The organism is Corynebacterium bouchesdurhonense, from assembly GCF_900078305.2.
In the GTDB taxonomy this organism is placed as follows: Bacteria; Actinomycetota; Actinomycetes; order Mycobacteriales; family Mycobacteriaceae; genus Corynebacterium; species Corynebacterium bouchesdurhonense.
On the sequence record NZ_LT546025.1, the window covers coordinates 137,695 to 161,783 of the forward strand.

General features: G+C 67.8%; 25 protein-coding genes, 3 tRNA genes and 1 pseudogene. 6 read left to right on the forward strand and 23 right to left on the reverse strand.

Annotated features, from left to right (window positions below):
* Positions 1 to 15: 15 nt before the first annotated feature.
* Positions 16 to 97, reverse strand: a tRNA-Leu gene (locus BN4252_RS01935).
* Positions 98 to 194: 97 nt separating this feature from the next.
* Here BN4252_RS01935 and BN4252_RS01940 point away from each other — a divergent pair.
* Complete coding sequence (locus BN4252_RS01940; RefSeq protein ID WP_066524675.1) at positions 195 to 656, forward strand: hypothetical protein; 462 nt, start codon at positions 195 to 197, stop codon at positions 654 to 656.
* Positions 656 to 1,024 carry a DUF3817 domain-containing protein gene (locus tag BN4252_RS01945; RefSeq protein WP_066524677.1) on the forward strand — a complete coding sequence of 123 codons (369 nt, stop codon included), beginning with the start codon at positions 656 to 658 and terminating at the stop codon, positions 1,022 to 1,024. Before BN4252_RS01940 ends, BN4252_RS01945 begins: the two co-directional genes overlap by 1 nt.
* Positions 1,025 to 1,031: 7 nt before the next feature.
* Here the strand turns inward: BN4252_RS01945 and rdgB are convergent, their stop codons facing one another.
* The 8 genes from rdgB to clpS all read right to left on the reverse strand — a co-directional run bounded on the left by rdgB (position 1,032) and on the right by clpS (position 6,690).
* Positions 1,032 to 1,628: an RdgB/HAM1 family non-canonical purine NTP pyrophosphatase gene (gene rdgB / locus BN4252_RS01950; protein WP_066524679.1), complete on the reverse strand. Its 597-nt coding sequence runs from the start codon at positions 1,626 to 1,628 to the stop codon at positions 1,032 to 1,034.
* On the reverse strand, positions 1,625 to 2,362 hold the full coding sequence (rph, locus tag BN4252_RS01955; RefSeq protein ID WP_066524681.1) for a ribonuclease PH: 738 nt from the start codon (positions 2,360 to 2,362) through the stop codon (positions 1,625 to 1,627). The genes rdgB and rph overlap by 4 nt, the downstream gene beginning before the upstream one ends.
* 29 nt (positions 2,363 to 2,391) lie before the next feature.
* Positions 2,392 to 3,162, reverse strand: coding sequence for an MBL fold metallo-hydrolase (locus tag BN4252_RS01960; protein ID WP_066524683.1), 771 nt, complete (start codon positions 3,160 to 3,162; stop codon positions 2,392 to 2,394).
* Between the two features lie 66 nt (positions 3,163 to 3,228).
* Positions 3,229 to 4,053, reverse strand: coding sequence for a glutamate racemase (gene murI, locus BN4252_RS01965; RefSeq protein ID WP_230208539.1), 825 nt, complete (start codon positions 4,051 to 4,053; stop codon positions 3,229 to 3,231).
* A 4-nt stretch (positions 4,054 to 4,057) separates the two neighbouring features.
* A complete protein-coding gene (locus BN4252_RS01970; protein ID WP_078056716.1) occupies positions 4,058 to 4,858 on the reverse strand; it encodes a rhomboid family intramembrane serine protease in 801 nt (266 codons plus the stop codon).
* Positions 4,859 to 4,870: 12 nt separating this feature from the next.
* Positions 4,871 to 5,821: a P1 family peptidase gene (locus tag BN4252_RS01975; RefSeq protein WP_066524688.1), complete on the reverse strand. Its 951-nt coding sequence runs from the start codon at positions 5,819 to 5,821 to the stop codon at positions 4,871 to 4,873.
* Between the two features lie 13 nt (positions 5,822 to 5,834).
* Positions 5,835 to 6,374 (reverse strand): DUF2017 domain-containing protein, encoded by a 540-nt coding sequence (locus BN4252_RS01980; protein ID WP_066524692.1) that lies wholly within the window; start codon positions 6,372 to 6,374, stop codon positions 5,835 to 5,837.
* Positions 6,375 to 6,390: 16 nt separating this feature from the next.
* Positions 6,391 to 6,690 (reverse strand): ATP-dependent Clp protease adapter ClpS, encoded by a 300-nt coding sequence (gene clpS, locus BN4252_RS01985; protein ID WP_066524788.1) that lies wholly within the window; start codon positions 6,688 to 6,690, stop codon positions 6,391 to 6,393.
* Positions 6,691 to 7,046: 356 nt separating this feature from the next.
* On the opposite strand from clpS, the gene BN4252_RS01990 reads away from it, so the two are divergent.
* Positions 7,047 to 8,414, forward strand: a complete 1,368-nt coding sequence (locus tag BN4252_RS01990; RefSeq protein WP_066524694.1) for a nicotinate phosphoribosyltransferase — start codon at positions 7,047 to 7,049, stop codon at positions 8,412 to 8,414.
* A gap of 8 nt (positions 8,415 to 8,422) precedes the next feature.
* Positions 8,423 to 10,387 (forward strand): ATP-dependent DNA helicase, encoded by a 1,965-nt coding sequence (locus tag BN4252_RS01995; protein ID WP_066524697.1) that lies wholly within the window; start codon positions 8,423 to 8,425, stop codon positions 10,385 to 10,387.
* Positions 10,388 to 10,421: 34 nt separating this feature from the next.
* Here BN4252_RS01995 and BN4252_RS02000 read toward each other — a convergent pair whose 3' ends face one another.
* The 4 genes from BN4252_RS02000 to nrdF all read right to left on the reverse strand — a co-directional run bounded on the left by BN4252_RS02000 (position 10,422) and on the right by nrdF (position 15,548).
* Complete coding sequence (locus BN4252_RS02000) at positions 10,422 to 11,162, reverse strand: aminoacyl-tRNA hydrolase (RefSeq protein WP_078056724.1); 741 nt, start codon at positions 11,160 to 11,162, stop codon at positions 10,422 to 10,424.
* Between the two features lie 2 nt (positions 11,163 to 11,164).
* Positions 11,165 to 12,397 carry a phosphoserine phosphatase SerB gene (gene serB / locus BN4252_RS02005; RefSeq protein WP_066524708.1) on the reverse strand — a complete coding sequence of 411 codons (1,233 nt, stop codon included), beginning with the start codon at positions 12,395 to 12,397 and terminating at the stop codon, positions 11,165 to 11,167.
* Between the two features lie 78 nt (positions 12,398 to 12,475).
* Complete coding sequence (gene ctaD, locus BN4252_RS02010; protein WP_066524713.1) at positions 12,476 to 14,263, reverse strand: aa3-type cytochrome oxidase subunit I; 1,788 nt, start codon at positions 14,261 to 14,263, stop codon at positions 12,476 to 12,478.
* Positions 14,264 to 14,555: 292 nt separating this feature from the next.
* Positions 14,556 to 15,548: a class 1b ribonucleoside-diphosphate reductase subunit beta gene (gene nrdF / locus BN4252_RS02015; protein WP_066524715.1), complete on the reverse strand. Its 993-nt coding sequence runs from the start codon at positions 15,546 to 15,548 to the stop codon at positions 14,556 to 14,558.
* Between the two features lie 150 nt (positions 15,549 to 15,698).
* Between nrdF and BN4252_RS02020 the strand changes: the two genes are divergently transcribed.
* The gene (locus BN4252_RS02020; RefSeq protein ID WP_066524716.1) at positions 15,699 to 16,412 is read left to right on the forward strand and encodes a FadR/GntR family transcriptional regulator; all 714 of its coding nucleotides are present in this window, start codon (positions 15,699 to 15,701) and stop codon (positions 16,410 to 16,412) included.
* Positions 16,413 to 16,477: 65 nt separating this feature from the next.
* Here the strand turns inward: BN4252_RS02020 and nrdE are convergent, their stop codons facing one another.
* The 4 genes and pseudogenes from nrdE to ykgO all read right to left on the reverse strand — a co-directional run bounded on the left by nrdE (position 16,478) and on the right by ykgO (position 19,993).
* On the reverse strand, positions 16,478 to 18,661 hold the full coding sequence (nrdE, locus tag BN4252_RS02025) for a class 1b ribonucleoside-diphosphate reductase subunit alpha (protein WP_066524718.1): 2,184 nt from the start codon (positions 18,659 to 18,661) through the stop codon (positions 16,478 to 16,480).
* 207 nt (positions 18,662 to 18,868) lie between these two features.
* A pseudogene (nrdI, locus tag BN4252_RS02030) lies at positions 18,869 to 19,291 on the reverse strand (class Ib ribonucleoside-diphosphate reductase assembly flavoprotein NrdI); the annotation flags it as partial.
* A gap of 24 nt (positions 19,292 to 19,315) precedes the next feature.
* Positions 19,316 to 19,543, reverse strand: a complete 228-nt coding sequence (gene nrdH, locus BN4252_RS02035) for a glutaredoxin-like protein NrdH (protein WP_066524723.1) — start codon at positions 19,541 to 19,543, stop codon at positions 19,316 to 19,318.
* Positions 19,544 to 19,870: 327 nt separating this feature from the next.
* The gene (ykgO, locus tag BN4252_RS02040) at positions 19,871 to 19,993 is read right to left on the reverse strand and encodes a type B 50S ribosomal protein L36 (RefSeq protein ID WP_005511141.1); all 123 of its coding nucleotides are present in this window, start codon (positions 19,991 to 19,993) and stop codon (positions 19,871 to 19,873) included.
* Positions 19,994 to 20,318: 325 nt separating this feature from the next.
* Here ykgO and nadE point away from each other — a divergent pair, with 325 nt between their 5' ends.
* Entirely contained in the window at positions 20,319 to 21,191 is an 873-nt protein-coding gene (gene nadE / locus BN4252_RS02045) for an ammonia-dependent NAD(+) synthetase (RefSeq protein WP_066524725.1), read from the forward strand.
* Here nadE and BN4252_RS02050 read toward each other — a convergent pair.
* From BN4252_RS02050 to BN4252_RS02075, 6 genes are all read right to left on the reverse strand, one after another.
* Entirely contained in the window at positions 21,188 to 21,967 is a 780-nt protein-coding gene (locus tag BN4252_RS02050) for a fructosamine kinase family protein (protein WP_230208540.1), read from the reverse strand. The genes nadE and BN4252_RS02050 overlap by 4 nt on opposite strands.
* The gene (locus tag BN4252_RS02055) at positions 21,960 to 22,439 is read right to left on the reverse strand and encodes a methylated-DNA--[protein]-cysteine S-methyltransferase (protein ID WP_066524726.1); all 480 of its coding nucleotides are present in this window, start codon (positions 22,437 to 22,439) and stop codon (positions 21,960 to 21,962) included. Before BN4252_RS02055 ends, BN4252_RS02050 begins: the two co-directional genes overlap by 8 nt.
* A gap of 62 nt (positions 22,440 to 22,501) precedes the next feature.
* Positions 22,502 to 22,574, reverse strand: a tRNA-Ala gene (locus BN4252_RS02060).
* A gap of 41 nt (positions 22,575 to 22,615) precedes the next feature.
* A tRNA-Ala gene (locus tag BN4252_RS02065) sits at positions 22,616 to 22,688 on the reverse strand.
* 95 nt (positions 22,689 to 22,783) lie between these two features.
* The gene (locus BN4252_RS02070) at positions 22,784 to 23,527 is read right to left on the reverse strand and encodes a thioredoxin domain-containing protein (protein WP_066524728.1); all 744 of its coding nucleotides are present in this window, start codon (positions 23,525 to 23,527) and stop codon (positions 22,784 to 22,786) included.
* 57 nt (positions 23,528 to 23,584) lie between these two features.
* Positions 23,585 to 24,073 (reverse strand): MauE/DoxX family redox-associated membrane protein, encoded by a 489-nt coding sequence (locus tag BN4252_RS02075; RefSeq protein WP_230208541.1) that lies wholly within the window; start codon positions 24,071 to 24,073, stop codon positions 23,585 to 23,587.
* Positions 24,074 to 24,089: the final 16 nt, after the last annotated feature.

A 24,089-nucleotide genomic window follows, 5' to 3' on the forward strand; every position in this document is an offset into this window, starting at 1 on the left:
ACCAAGCTTTCGCGGTGCGCCCGGGGAGACTTGAACTCCCACGTCCGTAGACACTGGAACCTAAATCCAGCGCGTCTGCCAATTCCGCCACGGGCGCAGCGTCCCTTCACTCTACACAGCCCCGCGCGCGCCACGCGCCGGGCCCCTCCAACTTTAGTTTGGTGCCCGTGCCCACCGGAGTAGACTGAGGCGCTGTGAGTGAGCGACCGAACCAGGACCCCGGCGCCGGCCCAGAGCGCCCGCCGCGCAACCGCATCAAGGTGCGCGCCTGGCACATCCTCCTCCTCGCCGCCGCGGTGGTGACCTGCCTGCTCCTCGCGAGGTGGCAGTGGCACCGCTACCAGTCCGGCAGCGGCACGTTTCAGAACCTGGGCTACGCCATGCAGTGGCCGTTCTTCGCCGCCTTCTTCGTCTACGCCTACCGTATGGGCATCAAGATGGAGAACGAGAAGATCGACGCCGAGAACGCCGGCGGCACCATGGACGACCTGTACGAGGCGGACCTGCGGCGCTACGGCGGCGCGGCCACCACCGAGCTCGATGAGGCCTTCCTCCCCGAGCGCCCCCGCCTCGACGTGGAGGAGTACAACGAGATGCTCACCCCGCGGCGCGGGCGGCCGCGCCAAACCCGCGACGATTTGAGCCAGGAGAACTAATGACAGCCCCCCAGCCCCAGCCAGGATCCGCCCCGCGCATCCACCCGGAGCGCCAACGCCGCGTGCGCACCGCGCTCAACCTGTTCTCGGTGGCGGCGTGGATCACCGGTACCCTGCTGCTGCTGTTGGTGCTGCGCATGGTGCTTGACTACGGCTTCCACCAAGACGTCTCGGCGTTGGCGTGGGTCGGGCGCGTGCACGGCTTCGCGTTCGCGCTGTTCCTTCTCGCCTCGCTGAACCTGGGCATGAAGGCGCGCTGGCCGGTGAAGACGTGGATCCTCACCGCGGTCTCCGGCGTGGTGCCGTTCATGTCCTTCGTGGTGGAGTCCAAGCGCCGCAAGGAAGTGGCGCGCACCTTCCAGCTGTAGCGCGGCCCTATCGCAACGCCGCGATCGCGGGCGCGAGCTCGCGCAGCGCCCGGCCGCGGTGGGAGCGGGCGTTCTTCTCCTCCGCCGTGAGCTCAGCCGAGGAGCGCCCGCCACAGTCCACCGGGGCGAAGAGCGGATCATAGCCGAAGCCGTTTTCCCCGCGCGGGGCGCGCAGCAGCTCGCCCTCCCACCGGCCCTGGGCAACCCACTCGCCGCGCCCCGGGGCAACGAGCGCGCAGCACGACACGAAGGCGGCGCTGCGCAGCTCGATGTCTTCCATCTGGGCAAGAAGGAGGCGGTTATTGGCCTCGTCGTCGCCGTGCGCGCCGCTCCAGCGCGCGGAGAGCACGCCCGGCATGCCGCGGAGGGCGTCGACGGCCAGGCCGGAATCGTCCGCCACGCACGCGAGCCCAGTGGCGGCCGCGCCGGCGCGGGCCTTGATCAGGGCGTTGTCCTCGAAGGTGAGGCCGTCCTCCTTCGGCTCGCCGGTATAGCCCGCGTCGCGCGCCGAGACGAGCCCTACGCCCTCGATGCCCAGCTCCGCCAGCACCTGCTCGAGCTCGGCCAGCTTCTTCGGGTTGTTGGAGGCCACGAGCAGCTTCACAGGCCCAGCGCCTCCTTCTGCGCGGCGATGAGCTGGGTGCAACCGAGCTCCGCCACGTCCAGCATCTGGTTGAGCTCGGCGCGGCCGAACAGCCCGTGCTCGCCGGTGCCCTGGATCTCCACGAAGTTGCTGCCCTCCTGCATCACCACGTTCAGGTCCACCTCGGCGCGGGAGTCCTCCTCGTACGGCAGGTCCAGGCACACGCGGCCGTCCACGATGCCGGCGGACACCGCCGCGACGGGCGCGAGCAGCGGCTCGCCGGGCACCACGCCACGCTCCTTGAGCACGGCGATCGCGTCCGCCAGCGCCACGTAGGCGCCGGTGATGGAGGCGGTTCGCGTGCCGCCGTCAGCCTGCAACACGTCGCAGTCCAGCTGGATCGTGTTCTCCCCCAGTTGCGCAAGGTCCACCGCGGCGCGCAGGGAGCGGCCGACCAGGCGGGAGATCTCGTGGGTGCGGCCCTTTACCTTTCCCTTCATGGACTCGCGGGGCATGCGCTCGTGCGTGGCGGCCGGGAGCATGGAGTACTCGGCGGTGAGCCAGCCCTCGCCGGAATCCTTCTTGAAGCGCGGCACACCTTCCTCCACCGTGGCGGTGCACATGACGCGGGTGCGGCCGAACTCAATGAGCACGCTGCCGGCGGGGTTGGAGGTGAAGCCGCGGGTGATGCGCACCGGGCGCATCTCGTCGAGCGCGCGGCCGTCGAGACGGGTGAATGTAGCTGGGTCAGTCATGCGCCCAAGGGTAACGCACGCCCGAGCCGCTAGACCTCGAAGACGGCGCCAGCTGCGCCCACCACCACCTCGCCGTCAAACTCGGACTCGGCGGCGGCGCGGGTCGCTTCGGCGTCGCTCCACGGCTGGATGTGCACCAGCACCAGCTTGCCCACCCCGGCCTCGCGAGCGATCCGGCCGGCCTCGCGGCCGGACAGGTGCATGCCCGCCGGCTGGCCCGCGGAGTCCGGGCCCCATGCGGACTCGCAGAGGAGGAGGTCGGCGCCTAAGGATGCGTCGACAAGCGAGTGCGTGAAGCCCGAATCTCCGGTGTAGGTGACCACCCTGCCGGTGGCGAGCTCCTGCACGCGAAGCGCGTGAGACTCCGCCGCCGGGTGCTCCACGGGGAACGGGGTGATGCGCACACCGTCAAGCTCCACGGCCTCGCCGCCGCGCAGCGCGGTGAACTCGAACGTGTCCGAGATGTCCGTCGGCGCATCCGGCCCGTCCGCGCCGAGGGTGCCGATATGCTGCGGCGCGTAGGAGGGGCCTAGCAGGCGGTGGCGGCGCGTGGCCGCGAGCTCAGGGTGGAAGCGGCGCCACACCAGCAGCGACGCGATATCCGAGCAGTGGTCCGCGTGCAAGTGGCTGAACACCACGTGCGCCTCCGACGGGTTGAAGCGCTCCTGCATCGCCGCCAGGGCTCCCGGTCCGAAGTCCAGCACCACGTCCGGGTTTCCCGGCGTGGAGACCACGTAGGAGGATCCGGGGTTGCCCGGCGCGCCCAGGCTCCCGGAACATCCGAGGATGGTGAGTTGCATGGAAATACTGTGCCACGTTTTGCCAGCGAAGACGAACGGGCCACGCGGAAATTTTTGCGGTGCCGGCTAGACCGGCGGGTGGCCCACAGCGCTGATCCGGGGCCCGAGGATGCGCTCGGCCAGCCGGTCGAAGGTGCCCGGGTCCCCGGTGGACTCGAACACGCGGGTGGGGGTGTGGCCGGGCGGGGCGAGCATGTCCAGCTCCGTGAGGATGCGCAACACGTCCTTCGACGTCTCCTCCGCCGAGGAGACCAGCGTGACCTGGTCGCCCACCGCCAGCTGGATCACGCCGGAGAGCAGCGGGTAGTGCGTGCACCCGAGCACCAGCGTGTCCACCCCCGCGGCCTGCAGGGGCTCGAGGTAGCCCTGCGCCACGCCCAGGATCTGGCGGCCGGAGGTCACGCCGCGCTCCACAAACTCCACGAAGGCGGGGCACGCCGCGGCCGTCACCTCGATGTTGGGGTTGAGCGAGAAGAGATCCTGGTACGCGCCGGACTGGATGGTACCCACGGTGCCGATCACGCCCACCTTGCCGTTGCGGGTGGTGGCCATGGCGCGGCGCACGGCTGGCTGGATCACCTCCACGACCGGGATGCTGTAACGCTCGCGGGCGTCGTGCAGGAAAGCGGCGGTGGCGGTGTTGCAGGCGATGACCAGCATCTTGCAGCCGCGCTCCACCAGCTCGTCGGCGATGCACTGCGCGTGCGCCCGCACGTCCGCGATGGGCTGCGGCCCGTAGGGGCTGTTGGCGGTGTCGCCGATGTAGATGATGGACTCGCCCGGCAGCTGGTCCATCACAGCGCGTGCGACGGTCAGCCCGCCCACGCCGGAGTCAAAGATGCCGATCGGCGCGGGATCGCCCTGCTCACCCGGCACGGTAACGCTGCCCACGCGCCTACCTGCCGCCCTGCTTCTCCAGCTGGCGCCGCTCACGCTTCGCCGCGAGCTCCGGCGGGTCATCCGAGGTGATGATCATCGCGGCCACCACGCCGCCCACGGCGCCGAAGAGGTGCGCCTGCCAGCTCACGCCCGGGGTGCCCGGCAACATGCCCCACACCAGACCGGAATAGAGGAAACCGAGGATGATGCCGAGGAAGATCTGGGAGCCGGAACGGTTGAAGAAGCCCCGCACCAACAGATACGCCAGCCACCCGTACACCAGGCCGGACGCGCCGATGTGGTTGGTGCCCACGCCGCCGAATAGCCAGGTGCCAATGCCGCCGATGAACACCACAAACGCTGTGACCTCCCAGAACACGCGCTTGCCGGAGTAGCCCACCAGGAAGGCGAAGATCGCGCCGGGCACCGTGTTGGAGACGATGTGCTCGAGGCTGCCGTGCAGCAGCGGCGAGGTGAGGATGCACGGCAGCGAATCCGGGTCCAGCGGCTGGATGCCGAAGTAGAGCAGGTTCCCGTCGAACAGAGTGAGGTTGATGATGTAGACCAGCCAGATCGCCACCACGTACAGCGCCGCGAAGCGGAGCCCCGTGTTGCGCTGGGCCTTGCGCTTGGCCTTCAGCGCGCCGCGCGGGTCCGGCTGCCCGCCGGGGGTGTATCCGCGCGGCATGGGCACCGGCGAGAACGCGGGCGGCTGCGACTCAGGGTGGGAGAAGGGCCGTTGGAAGGGCTTGCCGTACCCGGGCTGCCCGGTCTGGCCGTAGCCCCAGCCGTCTTGGGGGGAAGGGTAGTTGGTCATCGCCGCCCAAGCTTAGCGGGTGAGGTCGCGCCAAGCCGTCACCCCGTGGGCGCTTTCCGCGCTCGTCACGGCGTCTACAATCGCGGCCTGGACCGCGTCCGCAGCGGCTTCGCCGAGGAGCATTTGCTTGTCGACGCCCACCTCCCCACGCCCCTCCCCAGCCGAAACCGCAAACAGGGTGTCGCCGTCCAGCGGGGAGTGCGCAGGGCGCACGGCGCGCGCGATCCCGTCGTGCGCCGTCATTGCCAGGCGTTTGAGCTGCGGGGTGCGCAGCGGGGCGTCGGTGGCCACCACCCCGATGGTGGTGTTCAGCCGCGGCGCGGGGCGGGTCAAGGCGGCGAAACGCGACAGGTCTACAGCCGGTCTGGCCGCGTCGCCGTAGAGGCGCCCGGTGGTGGCGTCCACCACGGAGCCCACGGGGTTGGCCACCACGTACGCCTCCACCGTGTAGCCGGCGGCGCGGGCGCGCGCGGCGCCGAACCCGCCGCGCAGCACGCCCGCGGTGGCGCTGCAGCCCGCGCCAACGCTTCCCGACGCCACCTCCGCGCCCCCACCGGCCTCCAGCGCCGCCGCCACGGCTGCGGCACCATCCGCGGCGGACGGCCGGTGCGCCGGATCCCCCACCGCCAGGTCGAAGATCACGGCCGCGGGCACGATGGGCACCACCGGCCCACCCGCACCCTGCCCAAACACCTCGAAGCCGAAGCGGCGGCGCTCAAGCTCGGCCATGGCGCCGTCCGCCGCGGCCAGGCCGAACGCCGAACCGCCGCACAGCAAGATGGCGTTGACCCGCTCGACCGTGTTGTGCGGCTCCAGCAGGTCGGTCTCGCGGGTGCCGGGGCCGCCGCCGCGCACGTCCACGGCAGCCCGCATCCCGCGCGGGTCGGCGGCGACCACGGCCGTCACCCCGGTGTCGCCGAGGGAGGTGTGGGAGATGGTGATACCGGGGACGTCGATAAGCAAAAAGGCCCCCTTTTTAATCCATCATCGCCTGCAGCAGCGAATCCTGGCAGTAGGCCAGCCACTCCATGAGCATCTCGCGGTCTTGCTGGGCGGCCTCGCCGCCGCGGTCATCCTCAGAGACGTAGAGGCGCATGTCATTGAGCGCGGCGACGAAGCGCGGGGCGTCCGCCTCCTCGATGGTCACCTCCACGCCCCCGGTGGGGCCGAGCGCGGCGTTAACCACCTGGAGGTTCTCCAGCTTGGCGCGAATAATGTCGTTCTCGTGCAGGGAACGCAGCAGCCCATTGTCCCCGTCGAACTCCTCGTCGCCCTCGCGCTCGAAATCCGGCAGGAGGCGGGCCAGCTTCGGATCCTGCGGCGCCTCGGTGTGGCCGGTGGCAACGCCCAGCATCTCCGCGAACTCATCCTTCGGCGCGGACTGCGCGCGGGCGATCAGTGCCTCCGACACCGTAGCGGTGAGATCCCCGATCACCTCCCGCTCCATCGGCTCGAAGCGGGTGGAGAACTTCGCGCTCGCGCGCATCAGGCCTTTCTTGCGGCGCCACTCTTGCATGCGGAAACTCCTCCTTTTACCCGGCCTGCTGCATGGTGGCCCACAAACCGGCGGTGTGCAGCTTCTTCACGTCGCCCTCCACCTTGTCCTTCTCGCCGCTGGAGACCACAGCCTTGCCCTCCGTGTGCACCTGCATCATCAGCTCGGTGGCGCGCTTGCGGTCGTAGCCCAGCACGGTCTGGAACACGTAGGCCACGTAGCTCATCAGGTTCACCGGGTCGTCCCACACGATGCACATCCACGGCAGGTTCTCGCCCGTGGCCACCTCGACGTTGAGCGCCTCGTCCAGATCGGGCGTGGCCAGCGGCGAGCCCATGCGGGGCGCATCCGCGCGGCCTGCATTCATAGAGCGTGCGTACATGTGGCCTACCTTACCCGCCCTCGCGGGGCGCGCGGGGTGTGCGGCTGGCGCTTATACACATCTGCAGCCGCCCACGCTCAATATCGTGTTCATCTCCTTTTTTCTCGCCCTTTGAACTTGCAGGTGCAGCCTACATTGCCAACCTCATAGGCTCTTGGGCTGCTTCATAGGGTTCCAAATAGGCATAACCCCAGGTCAGTTTTTCCGGCGGGCGAATATGCCTGTTTGGAATATGCCTGTTTGCGGCCGGGCGCCCGCCACTGCCGTCGGCCGGCGCACGTCCCGCGGCTCACGGGGTAGCCTTGTACAGCATGAATGACGCCCCCACCCCATCCAGCGTGAGCGACGCGCGCACCCAGACGTGCCACGAGTCCACCGCGTTCCTCACGGATATGTACGAGCTGACCATGCTCGACGCCGCGCTGCAGGACGGCACCGCCCACCGGGCCTGCGCGTTCGAGGTGTTCACCCGCCGCCTGCCCGCCGAGCGCCGCTACGGCGTAGTGGCTGGCACCGCGCGCGTGATCGACGCCATCTCCCACTTCCGCTTCACCGACGAGCAGATCGACAACGCCGAGTTCCTCTCCGACGTGGCGAAGGACTACCTGCGCAACTACTCCTTCACCGGCGACGTGGACGGCTACCGGGAGGGCGACCTCTACTTCCCCTACTCCCCCATCCTCACCGTGCGCGGCACATTTGCGGAGTGCGTGATCCTGGAGACGGTAATTTTGTCCATCTTCAACTCGGACTCGGCCGTCGCCTCCGCTGCATCGCGCATGGTGCTGGCGGCGGACGGCCGCCCGATCATCGAGATGGGCTCGCGCCGCACCCACGAGCAGTCCGCCGTCACCTCGGCGCGCGCCACCTACATCGCCGGCTTCGACGCCACGTCCAACATGGAGGCGTCCCTGCGCTACGGCATCCCCGCCTCCGGCACCGCCGCCCACGCGTGGACCTTGCTGCACGTGGACGAGGACGGCGTGCCGGACGAGAAGGCCGCCTTCAAGGCCCAGATCGAGGCCGCGGGAGTGGGCACCACCCTGCTGGTGGACACCTTCGACATCACCAAGGGCGTGGAGAACGCCCTCGAGGTTGCCGGTACGGAGCTCGGCGCGGTGCGCATCGACTCCGGAGACTTGGGCATCATGTCGCGCCGCGTCCGCGCCCAGCTGGATGAGGCCGGCGCCTTCAACACCCGCATCATCGTCTCCTCCGACCTGGACGAGTTCGCCATCGCCGGCCTCCGCGGGGACCCGGTGGACGGCTTCGGCGTGGGCACCTCCGTGGTTACCGGCTCCGGCGCCCCCACCGCGGGCCTGGTGTACAAGCTTGTGGAGGTGGAGGGCCACCCCGTGTCCAAGCGCTCCTCCGGCAAGCGCACGTACGGCGGCGCGAAGACCGCCGCCCGCGCTTACCGCGCCTCCGGTGTGGCGGTGTCCGAGGTGATCAGCCCCGCCGGCGCCGAGATCGAGCGCAAGGCCCACCTGGACTACCGGGAGCTCACCGTGCCGATGATTCGCGAGGGCCAGCCTGTCGACGGCCCCTTTGACCTGAACGACGCCCGCGAGCTGCACCGCGAAGCCCGCACCACGCTGCCCTGGGAGGGCCTGGCCCTGTCCAAGGGCGACGTGGCGATCCCCACGCAGTTCGTCGGCTTCCCCGAGCCGGCGGAATAGGCACCCGCGTGAGCGACCACGAACAGCCGTTGAGCCAGACCACCGAGGATCTCCTCGCCGCCGCCGTGGGCGCGATCGGCGGCACGACCCGGCCCGGCCAGCTAAAGATGGCCCAGGCGGTCACGCGCGCTTTCGAGCGGGAGCGTCACCTGGCTGTGCAGGCCGGCACCGGCACTGGCAAGTCCTTGGCCTACCTCGTGCCGGCCATCCTTCACGCGCAGCGCACCAAAACCACTGTGGTGGTCTCAACGGCCACCATCGCGCTGCAGCGGCAACTGGTGGAGCGCGACCTGCCACGGCTGGCCGACGCGCTGGAGCCGCTCATGGAGCGCCGCCCCACGTTCGCCATCCTCAAGGGCCGCAACAACTACGCCTGCCTGCACAAGCTCTCCCTGCCGGAGGACGCCCCGGAGGCGCTCATCGAGGAGGACAACCTCAGCCGCATCGGCCGCGAGGTCAAGCGCGTTGCCGAGTGGGCCCAGGAGACGGAGACGGGCGACCGCGACGACCTGGTCCCCGGCGTCTCCGACCTGGTGTGGCGCCAGGTGTCCGTGACGTCATCGGAGTGCCTGGGCGCCGCCCGCTGCCCGCACGGGGACGAGTGCTTCGCGCAGCTCGCCCGCGAGGAGGCGTCGAAGGTGGACGTGGTGGTGACCAACCACGCACTGCTGGCCATCGACGCGCTGTCGGACGTGAACATCCTCCCCGAGCACTCCGCGGTAGTCATCGACGAGGCCCATGAGCTGGAGGGCCGCATCACCTCCGTGGCCACGAACGTGATCTCGGCCCGCGCCCTGACGCTCGCCGCCCGGCGCGCCGGCAGGATCGGCGGCGACAAGGATGTGCTCGAGGGCGTGATAGAAGATGTCACCCTCGCCCTCGCCGCGGAGCAGCCGGGGCGTTGGGAGACCATCGCCGAGCCCGCCCGCGCCGCCTTCGCCGCGCTCAGCGCTGCGCTGCGCAAGACCTACGACGCCATCGCGGAGCCTCGGCCCGGCGAGTCCGAGAACGACCCGGAGACCTTCGCCGAGCGCGGCAACCTGAAGAACCACCTCGCGGACCTTGCAGGCGCCGTGGACCGCATCCTCTCCGTCTTCGACGAGGAGGATGTGACCAAGCACCGCGACGTGGTGTGGCTGACGCGCTCCGAGCGCGACGAGGACTCGGTGTCGGTCGCACCGCTTTCGGTATCAGCGCTGTTGCGCACTTCGCTTTTCGACGCATCCCCGGTCGTCCTCACCTCCGCCACCCTCACCGTCGGTGGCAACTTCGACGCGATGGCCGCGGCCTGGGGCCTGCCCGCGGGCAAGTGGGACCACCTCGACGTGGGCACCCCGTTCAACCCCGCCAAAGCCGGCATCCTCTACACCGCCAAGCACCTGCCCGCCCCGGGGCGCGAGGGCCTCTCCCCGGCCACCCTCGACGAGATGGCGGAGCTCATCACCGCCGCCGGCGGCCGCACCCTGGCCTTGTTCTCCTCGCGCCGCGCGGCGGAGCAGGCGGCCAACGAGATGCGCGCCCGCCTGCCCTTCGAGGTTTTCCTGCAGGGCGAGGACTCCACCGGCGCACTGGTGGATGCCTTTGCCAAGTCCGAGAACTCCTGCCTCTTCGGCACGCTCACGCTCTGGCAGGGCGTGGACGTGCCCGGCAGCTCGCTGTCGCTGGTGATTATCGACAGGATCCCTTTCCCCCGCCCCGACGACCCGCTGCTCCAGGCGCGCGCCGCGGCCGCCGATGCCGCGGGCCGCTCCGGCTTCATGGAGGTCTCCGCCACGCACGCCGCCCTCCTGCTCGCGCAGGGCACCGGCCGCCTCCTGCGCGCCACCGGGGACCGCGGCGTGATCGCCGTACTGGATAACCGGCTGGTGACGAAACGCTACGGCCAGTTCCTCCGCAACTCGCTGCTGCCGTTCTGGACCACCACGGACCCGGCCGTGGTGCGCGGCGCTCTCACGCGCCTCGTGGCCAAGTAGTCAGGCCAAGTAGTTAGGTCAACTAGCCACGTCGTCACACTCCCGGAGGCACCGCCACCACGGTCACCGAGCCGGGCGCCACCTCCGTGAAGCCGGCGTCGCGCACCGGCACCGCGCCCGCCGCCGCGGCGTACTCGCCGAACTCCCCCGCCTCCACCTCGCGCACATTGAGCGGGTAGCCGGCCGCGGCCCACGCCCGCGCCTCCTCCAACCCGAGCGCCGCCGCGTACAGCATCGATGCGTGCCCCACCTGCGCCGCTGCCTTGCCCGCGGACATCTCCAAATCCGCGTTGAGTAGCAACGTGGGCGCGTCCGGATCGAGCGGCGCCGGGCCGTCACCAAGCGGGAGCTCGGTCCCTTTGATCTGCAGCTTGCGAATGTCGTGCGGCACCTCCCCCACCGCCGACGGCACAAACGCCCGCACCGACCCGATGGTCACGCCCGGCAGCGCCTGCACGTCGTCCCACGCCTTGTTGCGCGCCCGCCGCGCTACCTTGCGGATGCGCAACGAGTACCACGCGTCCAGCCGTTCGCGCCAGAACCCGTCGCGCCCCGCCCGCTCGTCCAAGCACACGGCCACCGCGGCCTGAGCCGCGTCGCGGAGCATCTCGCTTCTCGACGCTCCCCCCTCACGCGGCACCTCCAACACCAGCTGCATAGCCTGCACCGCCGCCGGGTCCTCGGGATCGCGCCCCGACCCCGGCCTCCTCGCCCCCGGGCCAACGCGGTCGGCGAGGAGGCGGTGCGCTTCCACGAAGGCGTCGCCAAGCACCATGCTCATCGTGCGGGGCGCGCGGCGGCGGAGTCGATCTCCTCGCGCGGAATGCCGAGGATGTAGAGCACCTCGTCCAAGAATGGGTGGTTGACCGAGGTGTCGGCGACCTCGCGCAGCGCCGGCTTCGCGTTGAAGGCGATGCCGAGGCCCGCGCGCGAGAGCATATCGATGTCGTTGGCGCCGTCACCCACCGCCACCGTCTGGCTCAGCGTCAGCCCCGAATCCTCCGCGAACTCGGCGAGGAAGTCCGCCTTCGCCGCGCGGTCCACGATCGGGCCGGTGACCCGGCCGGTGAGCTTGCCGTCCTCGATTTCGAGCGTGTTCGCGCGGACGTAGTCGAGCTCTAGGTCCTCCGCGAGGCCTTCGAGCACCTGGATGAAGCCGCCCGAGACCACCGCGGTGCGGTAACCCATCGAGTTCAGCGTGCGGATCGTGGTGCGCGCTCCCGGGGTGAGCTCGATTGCAGCGGCAACCTCGTCGATGACGGAAGCGTCCAGGCCAGCGAGCGCCTTGACCCGCTCCCTCAACGACTCCTCGAAATCCAGCTCGCCGCGCATGGCCCGTTCCGTCACCGCCGCGACCTCCGCCTCCCGGCCCGCGTGGGCCGCGAGCATCTCAATGACCTCACCGGTGATCAGGGTTGAATCGCAGTCGAAACAGACCAGGCGCTTCGCGCGGCGGTGCAGGCCCGCGTGCTCCATGGCAAGGTCTACCCCCAGCTCGGAGGACAGCTCCGCAAGTGACGCGCGGACCGCGGCACCGGCGCCCGGGGTGTAATCCGGAAGCGTAATGCGGAACTCCAGCCCGGTGACGGGGTACTGGGTAATGCCGCGGATCACGTTGATGTTCGCGCCGTGGGACGCCAGCGTGGCGCCGAGGCGGGAAACCGCGGCGGCCGTCACCGGGTTGCCTAGCGCCACCACCACGTGCGTGGACTTGGATCGCGGCACGGTGTCCGGGTCGACACCCGTCTCGATGGTCACCCGCTGCCCGAACTCCCACAGCGCCGTGTGGAGCTCGCGCTCTACGTCCCCGAGCTTCTGCGGGTCCATGCCCACCAGCGCTGCCAGCAGGAGCTGGCCGCGGAAGTTGGTCTGCTCCGCGTCCAACAGCTGTACGCCGTGCGAGGCGAGGGCGTTGAAGAAGGCGGCGGAGACACCCGGGCGGTCTGGCCCGGAGGTGGTGATGACGGCGGCTTTCAGGCCTGGCTGCATTTCGACCGGTACGGCTGGCATACAGGGACAATAGCAAAAGCGAGCCCCTCACCGTCGCGGTGAGGGGCTCGCTGTCAGGAAGTGCGCGTCGCGCGGGTGCTACTTGCTAGACGTGGCGGACGCAGTGGACGCGTCGGGGCCATCGCCACGGTCGAACTCGTGGCCGGCGCCCTTCCAGGTGGCCGGAGTGTCCGAGGAGTGGCCGGTGTGAGCCTCGCGGCGCAGCGTCTCCACCATGTGCGGGTAGTGCAGCTCGAACGCCGGGCGCTCGGAGCGGATACGCGGCAGGGAGGTGAAGTTGTGGCGCGGCGGCGGGCAGGAGGTGGCCCACTCGAGGGAGTTGCCGTAGCCCCACGGGTCATCCACGGTGACAACCTCCCCGTAGCGCCAGGACTTGAACACGTTCCAGATGAACGGCAGCATACCGATGCCCAGGATCAGGGCGCCGACAGTGGAGACTTGGTTCAGGAAGGTGAAGCCGTCGGTGTCAAGGTAGTCGGCGTAACGGCGCGGCATGCCCATGTTACCCAGCCAGTGCTGGACCAGGAAGGTCATGTTGAAGCCGATGAACACGAGCCAGAAGGAAATCTTGGCCAGGCGCTCGTCCAGCATGCGGCCCGTCATCTTCGGGAACCAGAAGTGCACGCCGGCGATGGTGGAGAACACCACGGTGCCGAACAGGGTGTAGTGGAAGTGCGCCACCACGAAGTAGGAGTCGTGCAGGTGGAAGTCCAGCGGCGGGGAGGCCAGCATAATGCCGGTCAGGCCGCCGAAGAGGAAGGTGAACAGGAAGCCCATCGCCCACATCATCGGGGACTCGAAGGTGATGCGGCCGTTCCACATGGTGCCGAGCCAGTTGAAGAACTTCACACCGGTAGGCACGGCGATGAGGAAGGTCATGAAGGAGAAGAACGGCAGCAGGATCGCGCCGGTGGCGAACATGTGGTGCGCCCACACGGCCATGGACAGGCCAGCGATGGCGAGCGTTGCGAACACCAGGCCGATGTAGCCGAAGATCGGCTTACGAGAGAACACCGGGACGATCTCAGAGGTGACACCAAAGAACGGCAGAGCCAGGACGTACACCTCGGGGTGGCCGAAGAACCAGAACAGGTGCTGCCAGAGGATGGCACCGCCGTTCGCAGTGTCGTAGATGTGGGCGCCCAGCAGGCGGTCGTACAGCACGCCGAGGGCGGCGGCCAGCAGCAGCGGGAAGATCATCAGGGCGATGATCGAGGTAACGAAGATGGTCCAGGTGAACACCGGGAGGCGGAACATGGTCATGCCCGGCGCGCGCAGGGTGAGCACGGTGGTGAGCATGTTCACGGCGGAGGCCACGGTACCGACACCGGTAGCACCGACGCCGACGATCCAGAGGTTCGCGGAGACGGACGGGGTGTGGGTCGCGTCAGCCAGCGGCATGTACATGGTCCAGCCGAAGTCGGCCGCGCCACCCGGGGTGAGGAAGCCCGCGAGGAACGCGACGATACCCACCTGGGTGATCCAGAAACCGAAGGCGTTCAGGCGCGGGAACGCCACGTCCGGAGCGCCAATTTGCAGCGGCAAGATGTAGTTGGCAAAGCCCCACACCACCGGCGTACCGAACGCCAGCAGCATCACGGTGCCGTGCATGGTGAACAGCTGGTTGAACTGCTCGTTGGACAGGAACTGCAGGCCCGGGCTGAAAAGCTCGGCGCGGATCAGCAGCGCCATCAGGCCACCGACGAAGAACCAGATGAAGGACATGATGATGTACAGGATGCCCAGTTCTTTGTGGTCAGTCGTGGTGATCAGCTTGTAAAACTTGGAGCCACGCCGAGCGTTGCCCGTCGGCTCCGGACGTGTCGGCGGGACGTAAGTGTCCAGCCTTGGCGCCACAGCGGTCATACGATCCTCCTGACTACGGCTTCCCCTCCTGCCCGCCGCAGCGAAACCGGTGAAGAGGCCACTTTTGGTACCGGGCAATAATAACCGCCGGTACATGGAATTGCCAGCCATCTCAGGCCAGCACTAGTTGCAGTCTAACCCCGGGGGCGGGCCGGCGAATGAAACCGCGAGCCCCTCGCCTATTTATCTCTTTTAACAGCAGAAACACGCGCCGCGCCCGACCGTGGGTGTCACCCATACGGGGGTCGAGCGCGGCGTGTGCGGTGCCGGAAGCCGGTGCCGGAAGCCGGTGCTAGAAATCCCAGTCGTCGTCCTGGGTGTCCTCGGCGCGGCCGATGACGTAGGAGGAGCCGGAGCCGGAGAAGAAGTCGTGGTTCTCGTCCGCGTTCGGCGCCAGCGACGCGAGGATGGCGGGCGAGACGCGGGTCTCGTCCGCCGGGAACAGCCCCTCGTAGCCCAGGTTGTTCAGCGCCTTGTTGGCGTTGTAGCGCAGGAAGCGCTTCACGTCCTCGGTCCAGCCCAGCTCGTCGTAGAGGTCCTCGGTGTACTGCGTCTCGTTGTCGTAGAGGTCGTAGAGCAGGTCGAAGGCGTACTCCTTCAGCTCCTCCTGGCGCTCTGGCGACTCCTCGCGCGCACCCACCTGGTACTTGTAGCCGATGTAGTAGCCGTGCACCGCCTCGTCACGGATGATCAGGCGGATGATGTCGGCGGTGTTGGTCAGCTTGGAGTGCACCGACCAGTTCAGGGGCAGGTAGAAACCGGAGTAGAAGAGGAAGGACTCGAGCATCACCGAGGCGATCTTGCGCTTCAGGGGGTCATCGCCCACGTAGAAGCTCTCGATGATCTTCGCCTTGCGCTGCACCTGCTCGTTCTCCTCGGTCCAGCGGAACGCGTCGTTGATCTCGGGGGTGGAGGCCAGCGTCATGAAGATGTTGGAGTAACTCTTCGCGTGCACGGACTCCATGAACGCGATGTTGGTCAGCACCGCCTCCTCGTGCAGCGTGCGCGCGTCCGGCAGCAGGGAGATGGCGCCGACAGTGCCCTGCAGCGTGTCCAGCAGCGTCAGGTTGGCAAAGACACGCATGGTGGAGAGCCGCTCCGCGTCGTTGAGGGTGTTCCAGCTCTGGATGTCGTTGGACACCGGGATCTTCTCGGGCAGCCAGAAGTTACCGGTCAGGCGGTCCCACACTTCCTGGTCTTTGTCGTCCGGGATCTCGTTCCAGTTGATCGCCCTCATCGGCGCGGGGTGGGCTGCGATGTAGCCCTCGTAATCCTCGTGGCTCATGGTGCCAATAGTAGCCAGCGGGTCGGCGCCGAGTGGGTGCGGGGACGGCGGGCGTATGTTCGCGCTAGTGGGGCGGTTATGCTACCTAATACAATTTAGTATTTTCCCCCACCCGACCACCCCTGACGCGGTACGAAAGTGTGACCCCGTATGGCACCTGCGAACGATGCTTCGGCTGCTCCCCTGCTCGCTTCCATCCTTGACACGCTCGGAGAAGAGATCGTCTCCGGCGAGATGCCGGAGGGCCATACCTTTACGCTGCAGGACCTCTCCACGCGCTTCGGCATCTCCCGCACGGTAGCGCGCGAGGCGATGCGGGCCCTCGAGCAGCTGGGGCTCGTCTCCTCATCGCGGCGGGTGGGCATCAAGGTGCTCCCGGCGTCCCGGTGGGCGGTGTTCGACCGCTCGGTGATCACGTGGCGCCTCTCCGCGGAGGCACAGCGCCCGGGCCAGATCACCTCGCTCAACCAGCTGCGCACCGCGGTGGAGCCGGTCGCCGCCGGGCTCGCCGCCCTCAACGCCTCCGCGGAGGAAACGGCGAGGCTCACCGAGCTTGCGCAGCAGCTCATCGAGCTCACCGAGGCTCGCGTGGGCAACTCCGACGAGTTCCTCGCCGCCGACGTCGAGTTCCACACCCTCCTGCTCACCGCCTCCGGTAACGAGATGTTCGCGGCGCTCGCAGCCCCCATCATGAACGTCCTCGAGGGCCGCACGCGCTACGGCATCATGCCCGACGAACCCGAGCTCGGCGCGATGCGCCTGCACAGCGACCTCGCCGACGCCATCGCCCGGCGCGACCCCGAGGCCGCCGAGGCCACGTCGCGCAACCTGCTCCGCGGCATCAACGCGTTCATGGAGTTTTAGGGGCCTTTGCTTGTCGACGTTCCCTTGTCACGGGTGCGTCGACAAGCAAAGGCCCCCAAACTGACCTACAGCATGCAGGACACGCAACCCTCAACCTCGGTGCCCTCCAGTGCCATCTGGCGCAGGCGGATGTAGTAAAGGGTCTTGATCCCCTTGCGCCACGCGTAGATCTGGGCGCGGTTGATGTCTCGGGTGGTCACCGTGTCCTTGAAGAAGAGGGTCAGCGACAGGCCCTGGTCCACGTACTTGGTGGCCTCGGCGTAGGTGTCAATGATCTTCTCGAAGCCGATCTCGTACGCGTCCTTGAAGTAGGCGGCGTTCTCGTTGTCCATGTGCGGCGCCGGGTAGTAGACGCGGCCGATCTTGCCCTCCTTGCGGATCTCGATCTTCGAGGCGATCGGGTGGATCGAGGACGTGGAGTTGTTGATGTAGCTGATCGAGCCGGTCGGTGGGATTGCCTGCAGGTAGCGGTTGTAGATGCCGTCGCGCGCCACGTCCGCCTTCAGCTGCGCCCATTCCTCGGCCGTGGGAACGGCGATATCAGACGCCTCGAACAGCGCCTTGACCTTCTCCGTCTTCGGCTGGAAGTCAGCCGGGTTGTAGCGGTCGAAGAACGCGCCGGTGGCGTACTCGGACTTGTCGAAGTCCTGGAACGCCTCGCCCTTTTCCACCGCGATTTTGTGGGAGGCGCGGATGGCCTCGTACATCACGGCCGCGAAGTACGCGTTGGTGAAGTCCAGGCCCTCCTCCGAGCCGTACTCGATGTGCTCGCGGCCGAGGTAGCCGTGCAGGTTCATCTGGCCCAGGCCGATGGCGTGCGAGGCGTCGTTGCCCTCGCGCACCGACGGCACCGAGTCAATGGAGGTCGAGTCCGCCACCGCCGTCAGGCCGCGGATGGCGGTCTCGATGGTGCGGGAGAAATTGTCCGAGTCCATGGTCATCGCGATGTTCAGCGAGCCCAGGTTGCAGGAGATGTCGTGGCCGATCTCCTGGTAGCTCAGGTCCTCGTTGAACACGGACGGCGAATTGACCTGCAGGATCTCGGAGCACAGGTTGGACATGTTGATCCGGCCCGTCTTCACCGGGTTCGCGCGGTTGGCCGTGTCCTCGAACAGGATGTACGGGTAGCCGGACTCGAACTGGATCTCCGCGATGGTTTGGAAGAACTGGCGGGCCTTGATCTTGGTCTTGCGGATCCGCGGATCCTCCACCATCTCCTCGTACTTCTCCGTGATGGAGATGTCCGCGAACGGCACGCCGTACACGCGCTCCACGTCGTACGGGCTGAAGAGGTACATGTCGTCGTTGCGCTTCGCCAGCTCGAAGGTGATGTCCGGGATGACCACGCCGAGGGAGAGCGTCTTGATGCGGATCTTCTCGTCCGCGTTCTCGCGCTTGGTATCGAGGAAGCGCATGATGTCCGGGTGGTGCGCGTTGAGGTACACCGCGCCCGCGCCCTGGCGCGCGCCCAGCTGGTTGGCATAGGAGAAGGAGTCCTCCAGCAGCTTCATCACCGGGATCACGCCAGAGGACTGGTTCTCAATGTGCTTGATCGGCGCGCCGGCCTCGCGGATGTTGGACAGCAGTAGCGCCACGCCGCCGCCGCGCTTGGACAGCTGGAGTGCGGAGTTGATGGCGCGGCCGATGGACTCCATGTTGTCCTCGATGCGCAGGAGGAAGCAGGACACGAGCTCGCCGCGCTGCGCCTTGCCCGCGTTGAGGAAGGTCGGCGTGGCGGGCTGGAAGCGGCCCGTCATGATCTCGTCCACCAGCGCGGTGGCCAAGTCCGTGTCGCCGTGGGCGAGGAAAAGGGCGGTCATTGCCACGCGGTCCTCGAAGCGCTCCAGGTAGCGGCGGCCGTCGAAGGTTTTCAGGGTGTACGAGGTGTAGTACTTGTACGCGCCGAGGAAGGACTTGAAGCGGAACTTGTAGGAGTAGGCGCGCTTGAACGTGTCCTTCACAAACTCCCAGTCGTACTGCTCCACCACGCCCGGCTCGTAGTACTTGTTGTCCACCAGGTACTTCATCTTCTCTTCCAGGTCGTGGAAGTAGACGGTGTTCTGGTTGACGTGCTGCAGGAAGTACTGGTTGGCCGCCTCGCGGTCCTTGTCAAACTGGATCTGGCCGTGCTCGTCGTACAGGTTCAGCAGCGCGTTGAGGGCGTGGTAATCCAGCTGGTCGGTTTGCGAGGCCGGCTCGGGCACGGACTTACCGAGTGCAGCGGACGGCGTAGGGCTGGGGGTGGTCACGGGTATTACCTTCCTGGAGTCCTTTTATAAAGGTTATGTAAAGGTTCGCCGCCTGCGTGGCGGACTGCAAGTTGAGTGAGTGGTGGGTTGTTCCTACTTGGCGCCCGCGGTATGCGGCCGGTGGCTGTACTTGGCCCGCAGCCAGGCGAGCCGCTGGGCGCTATCGTCGCACAAACGCGGCAGCTCCGCCTCGGCCTGCGCGCTGAGCGGCTCCAGCCCGAGGCGGGCGGCCTGACGGATCAGCTCGGAACGCACGTGCTCGACGTCCCCGGGCATGCCCATGAGCTCGAAGCGGTACAGGTACGGCACCCTGCACTTCGCCGCGATGACGTCCCCAGCCCGGCAGTAGTCCTCGCCGAAGTTGGAGTTACCCGCGGCGATGACGCCGCGGATCAGCCCCCGGTTGTGCTCGTTGTTGAGGAACCGGATGACCTGAGGCGGCACGGGCCGGGAGTTCTGGTGCGTCATCGACACCCCTCCCCCGTACGTCGGGCACACCAAGACGTAGGGCTCGTCGACGGTGAGGTCACCCTCCGAGCGGTGCAGCGGGATGCGGCGCGCGGGCAGGCCCACCCGTTCCACGAACCGTTTCGTGTTCTCGGTGGCGGAGGAAAAGTAGACGATCAGCACAGCTCGCCCCAACCTCCGGCGGCGCTACGCCGCTGCGAGGGTGCGAATGCGGTCGGGGCGGAACCCGGACCAGTGCTCGCCGTCAACCTCCACAACCGGCGCCTGCAGGTGGCCGAGGGCCATGACGTAATCACGCGCATTGTTGTCCAGCGAGATGTCAACGAGCGTGTATTCCAGGCCCGCCTTGTCCAGGGCGCGGGTGGTGGCGCGGCACTGCTGGCACGCCGGCTTGGTGTAAACGGTGATAGACATTTGGCTTCCTTCTACGCTGCTTCCGAAGGCGGTTCGCAGCGCCTTCCCCAGTTGATTTCTCGCCTCGCCGAACCCCTCGGCGACACACCAGAGACACTATACCTTGGGCCAATATAAGGCAACCAATACTACATGTAGTAGTTACACCGGTGAAACTCGCAGGACGGGTACCGCGAATTACCCACATGTAGTCCACCGGCGTGCGCGAATGCTTACAACGGTGGAATTAATTTTTGCTGAGACTTCTCCCCGCCGGCCACAGCGGCTGGAAAACGCAAAAATCCCGCCCCGGCAGCGGGTGCCGGAGGCGGGATTCTCGGGCTGGGATTAGCCCTGGCGAGCCTTGAAGCGCGGCTCCTTCTTGTTGATCACGTAGACCTTGCCGCGGCGGCGCACAACCTGGGCGCCCGGCTTGTTCTTCAGCGACCGAAGCGACTTGCGGACCTTCATCGGGCGCTCCTTTCTCCTCTGGTTGGTAATTTCAAGCGAGGCGCGGCGAATGCCGGCGCATCGCGACACGCCGATAGATAATACACACCGCCCAGGCGACCTCCAAACCTCCGGAGCGGCATCCCGGCGATGCCCAGCAGGTGAACAGCCCAGCGCAATATGCCTGTTTGGATTTAGAGGGTCACCACCTCTGCCCCACCGGGCTTCTAGTGCCCCGCCAGCCACTGAAGTTTAGGCATATTCAGACAAACAGGCATATTCGAGATGTGGGCTGCAGGCCTGACGTACCCGCTGCCTACCCGCTCCCCGGTCTACGATGGCGGCCATGTCAGACACCGCAGACACCGCAGACACCGCAGACACCGAAGACACCGCAGATACCCTCCAAAACGACATAATCGCGGCGCTGGGGGCGCGCCCAGGCATCGACCCCGCCGCCGAGGTGGAGGCGCGCGTGAACTTCCTCGCGGACTACCTCGAGGCAACGGGCGCACAGGGCTTCGTGCTGGGCGTATCGGGGGGCCAGGATTCGACGCTGGCGGGGCGGCTGGCGCAGGTGGCCGTCGAAAAGCAACGGGCCCGGGGAGCGGATGCGGAGTTCGTCGCGGTGCGGCTGCCGCACGGGGTGCAGGCGGACGAAGACGACGCCCAGCTCGCGCTGCGCTTCATCCGGCCGGACCGCACGGTGACGGTGGACATCAAGCCGGCCACCGACGCCTTGACCGGGGCCGTGTCGGGGGCGCTGGGCGGGGACGCACTCGGGGATTTCAACAAGGGCAACGTCAAGGCCAGGTTGCGCATGGTGGCGCAGTACGCCATCGCCGGCGAGCGGGGGCTGCTGGTTATCGGCACGGACCACGCGGCGGAGAACCTCACCGGCTTCTTCACCAAGTTCGGCGACGGCGCGGCGGACCTGGTGCCGCTGGCGGGGCTGAACAAGCGCCAGGGCGCGCAGATGCTCGAGCACCTCGGGGCGGACCCGCGGCTGTGGGAGAAGGTGCCCACCGCGGACCTGGAGGAGGACCGCCCCGCGCTGCCTGACGAAGAGGCCCTGGGCGTGACGTACGCGCAGATCGATGACTACCTCGAGGGCAAGCACATCGCCCCGGACGCCCGCGAACGGCTCGAGCACCTGTGGCGGGTGGGGCAGCACAAGCGGCACCTCCCGCCCGGGCCAGCCGAGACCTGGTGGCGCTAGGCCAGTACCCGCAACGCTTCCTCTGCCGCCCGCACCAGGGAGGCCCCGTACGCCGGGCCGTGCGTCGCCGCGTGCACCGCGAGCGGGTGCAGCTGGTGGACGGGGATACGCCGGCGCCAGTCCTCGCCCAGCTCTCCCCCGGCGGCGAGGTAGCCGTCCACAAGGGCATCGAGGTGCGGCGCGCCGAAGAGCTCGAGCATGGCAATGTCCGTGAGCGGGTGCCCGCCGTGCGCAGCCGGGTCGATGAACCGCGGCCCGCCGGGCGAGTACAGAAGGTTGCCCGCCCAGAGGTCGCCGTGGATGCGCGCTAGAGGAGCGTCCTCATCCAGCGCGAGGATCGCTTCGCACGCTTGCTTGACGACGCCCCCACCGCCGCCAACATTCCCCGCCCGCTGCGCGCGCTCCAGGAAGGGCAGCACCCGTTGGTGCACGTAGAACTCGGCCCAGCGGTCAGTGGGTGTGCACTCCTGGCGGACCCGGCCGATGAAGTTCGGTCCCTCCCAGCCGTCGGCCGGCGCGCCGAACGCGGCCGCGCCCGCGGCGTGGATCGCCGCGAGCTCCCGGCCGGCGGCGCGGGCGGCGTCCGCGGTGGGGCGGGCGATGTCCACCCGCTCGATGGTGAGCGTGTTGGCGCCCTCGTCCACGTCGAGCACCTCCACCACGGCGTGCGACCCCTCGCGCAGCCAGCGCAGGTACGCGGCCTCCGCCGCGGCCGCGCCCGGTGCGCTGCCGTGCTTCACAAACGTGCGTTTCTCAGGCATGGTTTTCTCAGACATGTATACCCTCCAGAGCGAGGAGCTGGCGTTTCGTCTCGGCGCCGCCGCGGTAGCCCCCGAGCGCCCCGTCGGAGCGCAGCACGCGATGGCATGGGACGAGGATCGGCAGCGGGTTGTGCGCGCAGGCCCCACCTACCGCCCGCACGGCGTTCGGGTTGCCCGCCGCGCGGGCGAGCTCGCCGTACGTGGTGGTGGTGCCGAACGGCACCTTCGCCAGCTCGGCGAGGACCCCGGCGCGGAAGCGGCTGGCAAAGCGGAAATCCAGGGGCACGGTGAAAGCGCGGCGCCGCCCCGCGAAGTACTCCTCCAGCTGGCGGGCCGCTAACGGGACCTCGGCGTGCTCGCCGATGCGCTCGCGCTCCTCGACGATGCCGTCGGAGGCGAAGAGCACCTTGGCAACGCCGGCATGGGACACCACGAGCCCGATCGGCCCAATCGGGGTGTCAATGTGATGGAAGCTCAGCCCGTCCATGGGCCCCACCGTAGCGGGATGTAGCAGACCCCGGCGAGGAGCCGCCAAAGGTGCGTACGTTGTGGAGCTAACGGGATTCGAACCCGTGACCCCCACACTGCCAGTGTGGTGCGCTACCAGCTGCGCCATAGCCCCGTGGAGCCGCAAGCGGCTCTGCGTGTATGAAGTTGTATGGGTGGAGCTAACGGGATTCGAACCCGTGACCCCCACACTGCCAGTGTGGTGCGCTACCAGCTGCGCCATAGCCCCAGCTTGCCCGCGGGCAACTTCGCTAAATATACCGGCGGCGCGCCGGGCAACCAAATCCCCAGCACACCGCCGGCTGTCAGTGCCGCAGCGCGGCCCTAGAGGTCAGCCAGCGTCTGCGGCCACGCGTCCCGGTCGGGGTTGATGTCCTCGACATCCTTGCCGTCAATCAGCACGCGCGGCGTCCAAGACTCGCCAGTGGTGTCGTTCTGGAGTTTCTGGTTGTCCTCGCCCATCTTCTTCGCCGCGTCGATGAACTTCCCGTCGCGGATGTCCTGCTGCGCTTGGCCGGACGCACCAAAGGCTGCCGCCTTGTCCGCGAAGGCTGCATTGTCCATCTTTGCCTTGTAGGCCTCGGCCTGGTCCTGGAAGAGGTAGTTGCGCAGGGAGAACGCTGCGTCATAGTCGCCGTCGGCAAGCAGTGCGAGCTCGGCCGCGAGCGCGCGCGTTGAGTGCCCCTCGGTACCGCGGTCGAGCGCGGTCATCGGGCGCAGGTCGACCTTGATCTCGCCGGCCCGAAGCTTCTCCATCATGGCCTCGTCGGACGCGATGTGCAGGTCCGCGCAGTGGGAGCAGGAGAAGTCCTCGAAGTAGTCTGCGGTCTTGGCGTCTGCCGCGGACTCTTCGCCCGCCAAGTGGATCACGTCCTCTCCCTCAGACCACTCGATGTTGATGCCTGAGGTGTCCACCGCATACTGCTGCAGGGCCTCGTCCTGCTGGTTGCGGCCGTTGTAGACGATGATGCCGATAACCAGCAGGGCGATCGCCACGACAGCGAGGAGCGCCCAGATGAAGGCGCTGTTGCCCTTCTGGTTCGGGTTCTGCACTTTGCGAGTAGTCACGGTGGTTCCTAACGTGTCGACGATGGGTTGCGGTAGATGGCTACCAAGTGTCTGAGTCTACGGGTAGATGGCCAGGCGCCGGAACGGCCGGATCATCATGAAGACGGTGACGGCCGCGAAGGTGAGGTCTCGCCAGATGGTCTTCAGCACATCCCCCGGCTCGGGGTGGCCCTGCGCCGGGTCGAAACAGCCGCAGTCAATGACCATGCCGCGCGCGTGCACGGACCACAGACCGGCGATGAACAGCGCGAGGACAACCAGCGACACAGCCCCTGACCAGCGCAGCTTGATGCCCAGCAGCAGGAACAGGCCGCCCGCCAGCTCGAGCGGGCCAATGAGGTGCGCGAGGATCTCCGACCAGTACGGGGTGAACACCTCGTACGCCTCGATCGACTGCGTCACCTCCATGTGGTGGCCGATCTTTGACACACCAGCCGAGATCCACACGTAGGCGAGGAAAAAGCGCGCCGCCGCGGCCAGCACGTCCAGGACGATGCTCGCCACCCCGGGCCGCTCGGCCGGCTGGACGGAAACAGTAGAGCTCACCCGTCAAACCCTAGCG